Genomic DNA, 11,804 nt, shown 5'->3' on the forward strand with positions numbered 1-11,804 from the left:
AGGTCCCGCCAGGGCGAGTTGGTGCGGTACTTCCACGCGATAGCTTCGAGCGTGCGGCGGTGATCGGCCCACCGCCGTCCGCGGACCGGATCGGCCGGCATCAGCGGCTCGATCCGGTCCCACATCGCATCAGTGATCACTAACCGGACAGGCACATCCGATCAACTGATGAGCCACCAAAGAGACACGGCCTTGAGGTAGTTCTCCTCCGTGGGGTCGGCGATGGGCATGCCGTTCCACAGAGTGCCATGAGCACCAGGCGGAGGGTGCGGGAGCCGAAGCGGTGGACGACGACGGAGCCGACCGACTCGGTACGGGTGAGGTAGACCGGGCCAGCCGAGCCGACGCTCGGCGTGCTCAGGACGTACGTGCGGGGGCGGGCGAACTCGGGCGCGATGAGACTCCAGGGCTGTGTGCGACCCCTTAGCCGCTCCGAGTCCGCATCGGACAAGTACGGACTCGCAGCAACTTTTCAGCAGGCCAGGGCGGCTTCCCGGGCCGGCTCGGCCGTCGGCTCCACGGCGGCCACCGGCTGTGCCTCCGGCTTCCGCTTCAGCGCCTGCCTCGCCTCGTAGCCCTTGTTCCCGCACTGCTGCCAGTGATCATGCGTGTAGACGGCAGCGCTCGTCGTGCGGTACTTCTCCCACAGGCGGTCGTACTCGGTCTTCTGCTCGTCGGCCCAGCCCTTCGTGGGCGGCCGGGACGATCGATACCCAGCCATCCCGGCGGCCGGCTCCGGGGCCTCCCATCCGTCGTGAGGCTCCCGCGACCAGGGCAGCGTGGCCTGGAAGCGGTGCAGCTCGGCGCGAGCCTCGCGGGCAGCCCGGCGAGGGCGTCCCGGACGGGAAGGGTGACGGAGTCCTCTCCAGCGGCGCCGGCCGGTTGAGACTGAGCACTAGATCTGGCGGATGAGCATCAGATCTGGCGGGCCGTGCATTTGAGTCGGCGGGGCGGGGTAGTGCCGGAAAGGCCTGACCTGGGCGATTTCCCGAGATTCTCCGCCTCGTGGCCCGCGAGCATGGTGCGCTGATGGCGTGGAGAGCTGGCTGTGTTGGGTGGTGTGCGTCAACCGGCCCTGCCTGGCAGGGAGGCGGCCGGGAGTTCGGGGCACGTTGGGCATGCACAGGGCGGTCGTCAGGAGCCTTCACAGGACACAGCCGGTCAACGCTGACCGATCGCAGACCCGCGTTTTGCATGGTTCCGCACCTGCGGTGCGCAGGGATGCCGAGCGCGCTTGGATGCCGCAGTCAACAGTGTCTTTTGGGTCCTTTATCCGGCCATTGGGTGAAAACCTCCGGGTTGGGCGGCGGACGCGCGTAGCGTCCTGACATTCGCAGGCGGTCTGACCTGCGGCAACCGGGCTGGTGGAGGGAATAGTTGTGGCCAATGGTGATACGACTCCGGAGCAGCGGCTGGAGAAGCTGCGGGGGCTGTTGATGGGTACGCGCAGCGATTCGCGGGTGGTGCGGGCGCTGGGCCAGGGCGATAAGGGCAATGTGCTGTTCGGTGCGGCGTTGCATGCCGCGGACCGTCTGCGGGTGGGGCAGGCCCCGACCGACCTGGAGCAGAAGGCGCTGGGGGTCTTGCGCGCGGCGCTGTCGGATGCGGAGATCAAGCAGTGGGGGCAGGTCTACCGGGAGGCGGTGACCCAGCTGGGCCGGCTGGCGGTGGTGCCTGAGGTGATCACCAGGCGTCCGGTGACCTCCGGCTACACCACCGCCAACCTGAAGGCGGACTTCGGGCCGGTGGCGGCCGAGCACATGGCTCGGGCGAACAGTCAGGTCGTGGACCGGGAGGTGTTGGCAGCCGGGCGTGACTTCGACAGCCCGTCTTTCCTGGCGGGCGTGCGCGGGGCAGGGTTCGGGGTGACGGTCTTCGACGCCGCACCGCCCTCAGCCCCGGCGGCGGGCACCGCCGAAGCCGAAGCGGGGGCCGAGCCCGGGGAGGAGGTTCTCGCGACACCCGCGCCGTTCAGGGCCAAGCTGGAACTGGAGAGCTTCTACGTTGAGCGGGCCGTCGGTGACCAAGGGGGCGGGAGGGACGAGATCTACTGGTGTACGTCCTCCACCAGCGACAAGGTGAGCGGTCCCGGCTACAAGTCGCAGGAGTTCGGAGCGGTCAAAAAGGGTGACACCCGCACCTTCTCCACCTCGAACCGCACGATCTTCGACGGCCAGGTCGGCAACGCCATGATCCTGAGCATGTACTGCTGGGAGGCGGATCAGTCCACCAGCGACTGGTACGACAGGCTGCAGACCGCCATGAACCAGCTGTCCAAGCACCTGTTCGACACCTGGCAATGGCAGATCATGAGCCAGTTCATTCCCGTCGGTATCAAAGTCGGGATCGCGCTGGACCTGGCCATCTTCTTCACCTCGATCGTCGAGCACCTGCGCAACGAGGACGATCTATCCTGCGAGCGGGTGTTAGTCCTGGACCGGTTCGACCTGGCTCTGCTCGCCCACCAGGGCAGCACCAACCTGCACTTCAACGGCGACGGCTACCACGTCCTGAAGATGAAGTACTCCGGTGACAAGGTGCCCTTCCCCACCGGGCAACTGGAGTACGCCGTGTACCAGGGCACAGCGTGGGGCAAGCCGCTGACCCTGCCCTGGGAGAGCATCACGCCCCCGGCACTGGCCTCCTACGGCGGCAAGCTGTACGCCGTCTGGGCCCGTCCCGGTGACCAGAAGGTGATGTGGTCCCGCCTGGAGGGCACCACCTGGCGCACGCCCGCGGCCATCGGCACCGACCAGACCGTCCACCAGCCCGCCCTGGCCGTCGCCCACGGCAAGCTGTACTACGCCGTCACCGGCAACAACAACAACCTGTACTGGCGCACCTTCAACGGCACCACCTGGAGCCCGGTCACCAAGCTCTCGAACTACGTCACCAACCTGGGGCCTTCCCTGGCACCCGAGTACAAGGACAGGGTGTGGCTCACCCAGATCGCCACCAACCGGGTGCCCTATCTCAACACCCACGACGACCGGCAATGGAGCCAGGCGTACGAGGACAACATCAACTGGCGGACAGAGCGGCCCGTCGCCGTATGCCCCTTCGACGGCTACCTGTGGCGCGCCGCCGCCGGCACCGACCGCTTCGTGTACTACAGCGTCGCCAGCGGCGGCGCCGAATGGTCGGACCGGAGCCGCATCCACAGCTGGCAGACCAACCACACCCCCGCTCTGACCGCCTTCGAGAACAAGCTGTGGATGTTCCTCCGGGGAAACGACGGCAACCTGTACGTAGGCACTCTCCCCCAGGCAACCCACAACTGGAGCACCGCCGCCATCGTCGGCGGCAGCCAGCCCCTGAAGCTGATGGACGCCCCCTCAGCCGCCGCCCACAACATCAAGCTCTACGTGATGTACCGCCGCCCGGCCAGCTGACACATTCGCCGTGTCGCCGTCGAGCAGCGAGCGGTGCGCGCGTCTACCGCCCCCGTACCGGTTGCTGAACACGGGCCGCCCCGGCGTTGCCGTACCGGCCCGTGTTCAGGCGTGGAGTGAGGTGGGAGGTGTGACGCCGGCTCGACAGGGTCGCATGGCGGCCGCGGCGATCGTGCCGTGATGACTGAGCGCTGGAGATGGCACATGCCGCCATCTCCAGCGCTCAGTCACACCGGTACGGCGTGCCCGACGGTGGGGATGAGGAGGGCGGCGAGCACGGCGGCCGCGGCTACGGCACGGACAAGACGCACGGCAGGGTTCTCTCGAAGATGACAGACAGGGCCGTGTCTTCGTAGCCGCTCCGCCGGGCGGCCCGCCCGGGAACGGGCAGCAGCGCCACCCATTCAGGCGGTAGGTCCGATCATCGGCGACCGGGCCCAGCCGCTTAGGATCCGGGCCGTGACTGACAGCCCGACGACGAGTTGCTCGCGTTGGAACGCTCCTCGGAGGAGGAACGCGCCAGGCTCACCGGCCTTACCGGCGAGGAATGCGACGCGCAGTGGCGGCGCTGGCGCACAGCGGGCGCCGGCCGCCGTCACCGCACACGCCGGAGCCATCGGGACCAACCGCTACGAGCTAGTGTCAGTGCCCGCTCGCATACTGACGCCCATGCAGATATCGCCGTACACACTCAAACGGGCCTGGCACCAGGTGACCGTGGGCTCTGACGTGCTCGACGAAGCGATGCTCCCGTCCACCGGCACCTCACCCGACCAGTACGAGCAGCAAGTGGGCGAGCCGCACGGTCGCCTCTTCCTGGTCCTGGACGAAGACGGCACGGTGCGCGGCCAGATCGGCCCCTACCGCGAGGTCTTCGTCACTCAGGACCTGGATCAGGTGCTGTATTTCGCCGCCGAGGACGCGGTTCGCGCACTCGCCGAGCACATCGCGGCCCGGTCCCCGGGCCGCGGCCCGATAGCCGACCTCGTCTCCGGGCAGGCCGAGCTGCTGGACCGGATCAACCCCGCCTGGGGTCGCAGATTCCGCAACGGCGGAATGGACAGTACACAGCCCACTGCATGCGGACGCGACCCGCTGGAGCGCCTCGCCTGGATCGCCGGCAGCTGGCGCGAGCAGGACCCCTACACCCACCTCGCTTTCTTCCGCGGCGAGAACATCAGCGCCGAACAGCTCGCCCTGCTGCACGGAGCGGACCCCGCACAGATCGCCGCCGGTACCCGTCTTGCGGATCTGCGCAGCATGGACGCCGGGACCTTCGACTACTGGGACATCGTCTGGGAGACCTGCTGCTTCGGGAAGGCCGGCGGGTGGGCGTTCTTGATGTACCACGAGACCCCCGGCTTGGGGCCCGATCATGAGGCTCTGGCCCGGCTCGGCGTCACCGAGACGGTGCACCTGAGTGCCACCTCCGCGAAGGCCATCTACACCTTCGACTACATGCGCGACGGCCGCCGTATCGACGACGACTGGGGCGTCCTGGAACTGATCTGGTACGACCGCGGCCGCGCCCCCTACTTCCGAGGCGGTCAGCTCGACTTCCTCAACCAAGCAATACGCCGCGCCGAACTGGACCACCTCGAACTCACCAACGAGTTCGAGCTGTACTTCCACGCCCTGGAGGACGCTTTCGACCTCCAGCTACCCCGGCAGGACATTCAGGAGGGAAGCGTCCGGGCCGCGCAGTGGGCGCGCCGCAACAGTTGAGACGAAAGGTTGTCTCGCAAACAACTCTGGATTCGCTTTGGCACACGTGGTCGACTGAGCGATCGAGGTGCGAGTTGCGGTAGCCGCCTGGTCTCGCCTGTCTGGGCTGATCAGCTGGATGGAACCTGCCTCAGTGGCTCCCATCGGCTTCGACAATCTGCGCCAGTGGCTGACTTGGAGAGGCCGAAAAGCGGGGCAGGCTACCGTGGGTCGGGCCAGACGGCCAGGACGTCGCCGTTCTCCTCGTCGGTGAGGGTGACCCGGGCGCCGGACCATGCTCCCGTACTCGCCGACCCAGCGCCGGAACTTGTCCCGCGCGGTCTCCTCACACCCCCACCAGCCGTGCTGGACCGGCCGGCCGTCGGATCGGAGCAGCAGGTGGTAGCGGCCGGAGCTGGTCACGCGAGGCGGATCCGCTTCGACCGATCCGAGGGCGCGGGCGCCCGGGACACCTCTTGCATCGTCTCGACGCACCAGGAGAAGGGTCATGAGGCGTGGCGGATGCGCATGGCGGCGGCCGGTCCGATGGAGCCGGGGCCGAACTTGTCACGGATGCGGTCCATGGCCTGTTCGGCGACGAGGGGGGACTCGCGCGCGGTGTCCAGGCTGATCTGCTGGGCGACCTGACCGGCGTCGATGAGGTCCTCGCCCTTGAGTACGAGCCCGGTCAGGCGGGCGCGTTCCAAGCCAGCGGCGTCCATCAGCTGGTAGGCGAGAGTACACAGATCCTCGTCGTGGGCGGAAGGCTCGGGCAGACGGCGGGTCTTCTCCCAACTGGAACCGCCCGCGAACGTCAGAGTTAGGGTCAGGGCGCGGGCGGCTTGACCGCGGCGGCGCAACTGGAGTCCGAGCCGGACGACGAGGTCCAGCAGGACGGCCCGGACAGTGGCACCGTCCAGGGTGTGGCGAGGAAAGCGGTGGCGGACGGCGGCGGAGGCCGGCAGCGCGCGGGGAACGACGGGGCGGGGGTCGATGCCGCGGGCGCGGTCGGCGGCGAGGCGGCCGGCCTTCTTGCCCAGCAGGCGCTGCACGGTTGCCGAGGAGACGGCGGCGAGCAGCCCGACCGTGTGGATGCCGTAGTCGCCCAGGACGGCGGCCTGGCGAGGGCCGATGCCATGCAGGGCCTGGACGGGCAGCGGGCCGAGCCAGGCGGTGACCTCCTCGGGGGCGACGACGAGGACACCACCGGGCCCGGTGATCTGGGCGGAGGCGGTCGCCGCGACCGTGACCGTGGGACCGACGCCGATCCGGAGGTCGACTCCGAGCCGGGAGATCGACCGGATACGGAGGATGTCGCCCAGGTGGGCCGCGTCCGTGCCGTGTTACCGCAGGGCACCCTTGAACTCGACCAGGGCAGCGGTCGGGGGCAAGGCCTGTACCACCGGTGACAGGTCTGTGAGCAGCTCCAGCACCCGCCGGTAGGGATCCTCCGGCAGTCGGTCAGGGCAGCGCACATGCATCACCGTCGACCATCCGGCCTGCGTCGTTCCATCACTCATCCGGACCACCTCCACATCCCCACGCTATCGAACATAGAATCGAACACGCGGGTGCGACACGGCGCTTCAGTTGGCCAGTGAGCATTCCAGTTGGACATTCCAAGCTCAACGCGGTGCCATCACTGTGACTGACGCGCGGTCGCCCGATTCGGGTGGAGCCTCGCGAGCCCACCCGAATCAGCAGAACGGCCGGAACTCCTTGAAGTCCGGCGTCGGGCGCGGATCGGGCAGCCGGTAGGCGCCGGTCCGCGCCCGACCGCTGGCCGAGTCGGCGGTGCCCTCGGCCAGAGCACCCAGTATCGGACGCCACCCCAGATTGGTCTCGAAGTACGCCACGGCAGCGCCGACCGATGGCCACCAGACATCGTCGAGCAGCACAACGCCGCCAGGTCGGACGATCTCGCCCAGGAAGTGGAGGTTGACGAACACGTTGTGGAAGTGGTGGCTGCCGTCGACGAATGCCGCGTCCGCGGCGAAGCCCGCCTCGGCCAACCGGGCAAGGAACCGCTGCGATGGTTCGGTCACCAGCTCGGCGATGTCGTCCAGGCCGGCGCTGCGCAGCAACTCCCACCCGACACCGTCGTACGCCGTGAACTGGAACGGGTCGATCACCACATGCCGCGGGTTCCGTGAACCGGCGCGCAGCAGCGCCTCGCCGATCGCCAGCGCCGAACTGGCATAGGCGAGTCCGATCTCGACGACCGTGCCGACTCGCTCGCCCACCAAAAGGTCACGTACCTGATCACAATCGCGCTCCGGCAGCGTGACGGTGGCAAAGTCCGGACCCCCATCGGGACTCCGCGGCGGCCCGTGCTCGGCGAGCTCGCGGCGTGCGGCGGTCACTCGATCCGGCCACTCGCCTGCGACTCCGTCCGGTTGCACCATCGAGTTCACCAGGACACTCCTTCTGGCTGAGGGCACGAGACGTGGCCAACTGTGACACTCAGAGCGGCCAACTGAAGCGCTCAGCCCCAAGAATATGTTCGATGATTTGCCGCCGGACCCGGAACGGCTGCACACCCTAGAAGTTACGTGGAATCCGGCTGGGTGATCATGTGGCCCGTCTATCCCGTGAAAGCGGCGGCGGTACGGCGTCATGTGACCATGCAGTTATGACACGTGGACGGATCATCTTCCTTAACGGCACGTCCAGCTCAGGAAGTCGACCGTGGCGCGGGAGCTTTTGGGCATCCTGGACGACGGCGTTTTCTTCCATCTGGCAGTCGACGCCTTCAACGCGATGCGCAGCATGCGGGAGCTTGGCTCAGAGGAATTCGCCGCCGCGCTGCGGCGTACCCGGATGGGCTTCCACCGCTCGATCGCCGCCATGGCCAAGGTTGGCAACGACATCGTGGTCGATCACGTGCTGAGCGAACCGTGGCGTCTGGTCGACTGTTTGACGGTGCTGCGCCCTGAGGATGTCCTTTTCGTCGGTGTCCACTGCCCGCTTGACGAGTTGGTCCGCCGCGAGCAGGCGCGGGGCGACCGTCCGTCGGGTCTTGCGGCGCATCAATACGAACTGGTTCACCGTCACGGCGACTACGACCTGGAGTGCGACACCAGCACGTCGAGTCCACGCGATTGCGCCCAGCAGATCAAGGAGTTCCTCCCGCACCGTCCCAGTCCCACCGCTTTCACCCGTCTGCGTTGGCGCTACCTGACCGACGACAAGCAGGCCTCCACGCTCCCCCAACTGCTGACCCAGGCCCCGGTCTCGGAGGCCGGATCTCCTCGCGCGACTACAGCTGACAAAACTGATTCCACAGAATGCGGGTGTGGCACGTGATGTGGCTGGCACGCATCGACCGCAAAATTGCCCAGGCACGCAGCGGAAAGCCGAGGAGGAGTACGGTCGCCGCACGAAGCCGGCCGCACCGGAGTGGATCGTCGAACGCGGCATCGGCGTCGACCGGCCACCCGTACAGGTCCACAGCGGAACCTGCCACATGGCGGGCAAACGACGCCGCCCCGTCGACCGGGAGGAGGCCCGGCGACTGCTCGCCGAAGGCACCAGCGCCTGCACCCACTGCCGGCCCGACACCGGTCTGGGGATCACCGACTGACCGCCGGCCGCGCCGGGCGGCCGGCGGTCGGTCCCGGGGCGGGATCCGGGCGGCGACCTCCCTCGCCCAGCGTCCGGCCACCGAAGCATCCGGCCCGTTCCCGGCAGCGACCTCGCGCAGCCAGTCCAGCAGGTTGTGCGCCTCCTCCAGCGTCAGCAACGCCAGCCGCTCACCCGCTCCCTCCACCGGCGCGAACTCGATCTCGTCCAGGTCCATGTCCTCGAAGCCGTCCACGCCAGGGCAACGCCGTGTACCGGCTGAAGTCACGCCCGCCCCGGATCGACGAGGGGCAGAGCGTCGACGTCCAGGTCGTCGCGGACACGGGCGAAGCGAACCGGATGACGCCACCGGCCCTCATCGACGGCGGTATCGGCGACGAACTCGGCGACCAGTTCCGGCTGCACGGGGATGAAATCGAGGTCGCCACGCCCCCAGCCGGCCGAGAAACGGACACCGTGCCATGGGTGACCGGCGTTCGCCGGGGCCAGCAGGGCTCCCACCTCCCGGCACGCCGCGGCCGGCAGTGGTGAGGTGAGGACGACCAGGCGGAGACGGCCCGCCGGGTCGTAGCGGCCCAGCAACAGCGCGCTCGGCTCCCGGACTCCCCCGGTGACTGCGCCGACCAGGCCCTCCTGCGTGGACCTGGCCTACTGGCGAAGAGAGGCCCGTGAACATGGCGTCAGTCGTGGCGCCATCCGCACCGCCGTCGCCGACCTCCTGCCCGAGCACACTGCACCCACCCAGCATGACGCCCCGGCCTCAGAGCTGCCGGTCACCCTCGACATGCCGGGCAAGGTCGCCGACTTCCTCCGCACGACCGAGTTGGAGCCCGACGAGCGCGCCGCGCTCGACCACGGCGTCACCGTACGGCTCGGTCAGGGTTACGCCCTGCGTGTCAGCGCCGCGCCCGCGGTCCACGTCCGGCTCCTCGCCCGCTGCCAACCGCTCGACGGTGCCCAGGATGTCCCGGTGGTACCGGCACAGCGAAAGGCCGGCCGTGAGTACGAACACCCTCACGAGGTCAGCCGGGGCGTGAAGAACGGCTTGGTATTAACCGCTGCACCAGCCCCAAACCCCCGTGCGGTTCCTATGGTTGGCTGATGCGCGCACACCCTATTGACCGCCCGGCCGATCTCGACGTTGTACGTGAGTCCTACGACCGGGTGGCCGACAACTATGCCCACATGGTCGTGACGACTGGAGTCGGCGACATCCGCAGGGATCCGTGGCTCAAGGCGTCGATCGACGCCTTCGCTGACACCGTGCACGGGCTCGGGCCCCTCCTCGATGTCGGCTGCGGGCCCGGAACGGTGACCGCCTACCTCGCCGAACGCGGGCTCGACGTGTCCGGGGTGGATCTCTCTCCTCGCATGATCGAGAACGCACGCCGCCTTCATCCGGAGTGCCGCTTCGCTGTCGCTTCCGCCACCGAGCTCGACCTCGGTGAAGCGTCCCTGGGCGGCGTGCTGGGGTGGTGGTCGCTGTTCAACCTCCCCCGTGACGTCCTTCCCCAGGTCCTCGCCCTGTTCGCGCGCGCGTTGAAGCCAGGCGGACACTTCATCACCGGAACACACGTCGGAGACGAGGACGCGGTGCGCACCGAGGCCTACGGAGGCGTACCCGTCCGCTGGACGACCCACAAGTGGCGGCCGGAACAACTCGTCAACCTGATCGAGCAGGCCGGCCTGAACCCGGTCGCCGAATTGCGGCTCCCCCCGACGGAGTACAGCGGGCCCGGTCTGGTCGTCATGGCCAAACGCCCCAGCTGACGATCGTCACGACTCGAAGCGGCACGGCTCCGCCGGTCGCGTTGGCTGGACGGCTCGTCCGTCCAGCCCGTCCAAGAACCGCGCGGACCAGCGGCGACACCGGATTTATGGGAGTGGGCTACAGGTCGTTGAAACCGCTATAAACTCCCGCTGCACTCGTTCAACTCAAAGGGGGGTTCCTTTGCGCGCACGTCTTGTTGCTCCGGCTATCGCTGTCGCTCTCACCGGTGTTCTGTTCAGCGCACCGACCGCGTCTGCGGCCACTCTGCCGTCCACCAACACCGCTCACCACTGTGTCCATCACACCACCGGGCTGTGCGGCTGGACGCACCACCAAAAGCCCAAGGACAAGTACGAGACCGCCAAGTGCAAGGACGCTTCCCTGTCCTACTCGCGGCACTCGCAGGGGACGTGCTCCCACCATCACGGCGTCCGCTACTGGTTCAAGTAGGCCCCGACCCGCGGCCAATTCGGCCTCCAGCTCATCTCACCGGTGCCGACCACACGCTGTGCCGTTTCGCCCCTTGCGTTTGCCGGCACGGTCAGGGGTCATGCGCACAGCAGTACCTCAGACCGGCAACCGAGGAAGGTGAGCGACATGGCCGCCAGCGAGAAGGCCAGGGCCAAGGCCGAACAGGCAGTAGGCAAGGCCGCTCAGGCAGCCGGACACGCCGTGGGCAATCGCAAGCTGATTGCCAAGGGCGACGCGGCCGAGGCCGCGGGTAACGCCCGCGAGGCCAAGGAGTCCCTGAAGGACACCGGCCGACATTGACAGACAAACAGCAGCACCTGGGGGGCGGTCCGTAACCGGGCCGCCCCCACGCATGTCCTCCCCCTCTATGCGTCCGTACCACAACTGGTCGAAGGGCGCAGTCAGGTCGGCCGTTGCTGTGGGTCACAGCGCCGCGGCGCGCCCGCGAACCACAAGGTTTGCAGCCGCCGGTGGGCCCGTCGACCTGCTGCCTGTTGCATTTCACAACCCGGAGGTTTTCAAGGTCCTGCCGAACGCGTGCCTGTCGCCGACGGCCGCGACGTGTTCGACGTCCTCACCACCCGCAAGGAGCCCGACGGCCTAGGCTAGGCTGCGGGTTCCTCGGAATGATCACCGTTCTCCCGTCGAAGTGGACCCAGATGCCCACCACCGGCCCGCTCACCGCCGACCGTCTGGACCCGCAGGAGATGGTCGTCCTGCACCGCGTCTTCCGCCGCGAGATACCGCTCCTGGCCGATCTGGTCGAAGCTGCCACCCCGGGCGACCGGCGGCGTACTGCTGTGCTCGCCGACCATCTTGGCCTGGTGCTCGGTGCCCTGGGCGAACACCATGAGGGCGAGGACGACCTGCTGTGGCCCAAGCTG

The 11,804-nt window shown here is 68.1% G+C and carries 11 protein-coding genes and 4 pseudogenes; 8 read left to right on the forward strand and 7 right to left on the reverse strand.

What is annotated here, in order from left to right:
* Together AB0F03_RS37275 and AB0F03_RS37280 are read right to left on the reverse strand one after the other, a co-directional pair.
* Positions 1 to 155 (reverse strand): transposase (locus AB0F03_RS37275; RefSeq protein ID WP_362000810.1); only part of this gene is annotated, 155 nt, incomplete at its 3' end.
* A gap of 317 nt (positions 156 to 472) precedes the next feature.
* The gene (locus AB0F03_RS37280) at positions 473 to 721 is read right to left on the reverse strand and encodes a hypothetical protein (protein ID WP_362000791.1); all 249 of its coding nucleotides are present in this window, start codon (positions 719 to 721) and stop codon (positions 473 to 475) included.
* Between the two features lie 658 nt (positions 722 to 1,379).
* Between AB0F03_RS37280 and AB0F03_RS37285 the strand changes: the two genes are divergently transcribed.
* A complete protein-coding gene (locus AB0F03_RS37285) occupies positions 1,380 to 3,392 on the forward strand; it encodes a hypothetical protein (protein WP_362000794.1) in 2,013 nt (670 codons plus the stop codon).
* A 669-nt stretch (positions 3,393 to 4,061) separates the two neighbouring features.
* On the forward strand, positions 4,062 to 5,117 hold the full coding sequence (locus AB0F03_RS37290) for a hypothetical protein (RefSeq protein ID WP_362000797.1): 1,056 nt from the start codon (positions 4,062 to 4,064) through the stop codon (positions 5,115 to 5,117).
* A gap of 485 nt (positions 5,118 to 5,602) precedes the next feature.
* On the opposite strand, the pseudogene AB0F03_RS37295 reads toward AB0F03_RS37290, so the two are convergent.
* Together AB0F03_RS37295 and AB0F03_RS37300 are read right to left on the reverse strand one after the other, a co-directional pair.
* Positions 5,603 to 6,616 (reverse strand): annotated as a pseudogene (locus AB0F03_RS37295) (hypothetical protein).
* A gap of 177 nt (positions 6,617 to 6,793) precedes the next feature.
* Positions 6,794 to 7,501 carry a class I SAM-dependent methyltransferase gene (locus AB0F03_RS37300; protein WP_362000813.1) on the reverse strand — a complete coding sequence of 236 codons (708 nt, stop codon included), beginning with the start codon at positions 7,499 to 7,501 and terminating at the stop codon, positions 6,794 to 6,796.
* Between the two features lie 227 nt (positions 7,502 to 7,728).
* On the opposite strand from AB0F03_RS37300, the pseudogene AB0F03_RS37305 reads away from it, so the two are divergent.
* Positions 7,729 to 8,402 (forward strand): annotated as a pseudogene (locus tag AB0F03_RS37305) (AAA family ATPase).
* A gap of 1 nt (position 8,403) precedes the next feature.
* Positions 8,404 to 8,679, forward strand: a complete 276-nt coding sequence (locus AB0F03_RS37310; RefSeq protein WP_362000816.1) for a DUF6233 domain-containing protein — start codon at positions 8,404 to 8,406, stop codon at positions 8,677 to 8,679.
* A 96-nt stretch (positions 8,680 to 8,775) separates the two neighbouring features.
* On the opposite strand, the pseudogene AB0F03_RS37315 reads toward AB0F03_RS37310, so the two are convergent.
* The 3 genes and pseudogenes from AB0F03_RS37315 to AB0F03_RS37325 form a co-directional block, all read right to left on the reverse strand.
* A pseudogene (locus AB0F03_RS37315) lies at positions 8,776 to 8,895 on the reverse strand (DUF6417 family protein); the annotation flags it as partial.
* Positions 8,896 to 8,942: 47 nt separating this feature from the next.
* Entirely contained in the window at positions 8,943 to 9,260 is a 318-nt protein-coding gene (locus AB0F03_RS37320; protein WP_362000799.1) for a hypothetical protein, read from the reverse strand.
* 178 nt (positions 9,261 to 9,438) lie between these two features.
* Positions 9,439 to 9,690: a hypothetical protein gene (locus tag AB0F03_RS37325; RefSeq protein WP_362000802.1), complete on the reverse strand. Its 252-nt coding sequence runs from the start codon at positions 9,688 to 9,690 to the stop codon at positions 9,439 to 9,441.
* Between the two features lie 89 nt (positions 9,691 to 9,779).
* Here AB0F03_RS37325 and AB0F03_RS37330 point away from each other — a divergent pair, with 89 nt between their 5' ends.
* The 4 genes and pseudogenes from AB0F03_RS37330 to AB0F03_RS37345 form a co-directional block, all read left to right on the forward strand.
* The gene (locus tag AB0F03_RS37330; RefSeq protein WP_362000804.1) at positions 9,780 to 10,448 is read left to right on the forward strand and encodes a class I SAM-dependent methyltransferase; all 669 of its coding nucleotides are present in this window, start codon (positions 9,780 to 9,782) and stop codon (positions 10,446 to 10,448) included.
* A 181-nt stretch (positions 10,449 to 10,629) separates the two neighbouring features.
* A complete protein-coding gene (locus AB0F03_RS37335) occupies positions 10,630 to 10,899 on the forward strand; it encodes a DUF3761 domain-containing protein (protein WP_361999756.1) in 270 nt (89 codons plus the stop codon).
* 147 nt (positions 10,900 to 11,046) lie between these two features.
* On the forward strand, positions 11,047 to 11,220 hold the full coding sequence (locus AB0F03_RS37340) for a CsbD family protein (RefSeq protein ID WP_362000807.1): 174 nt from the start codon (positions 11,047 to 11,049) through the stop codon (positions 11,218 to 11,220).
* Positions 11,221 to 11,546: 326 nt separating this feature from the next.
* Positions 11,547 to 11,804 (forward strand): annotated as a pseudogene (locus AB0F03_RS37345) (hypothetical protein); the annotation flags it as partial.

It is taken from the genome of Streptomyces sp. NPDC028722 (genome assembly GCF_040637655.1).
Lineage (GTDB): Bacteria > Actinomycetota > Actinomycetes > Streptomycetales > Streptomycetaceae > Streptomyces.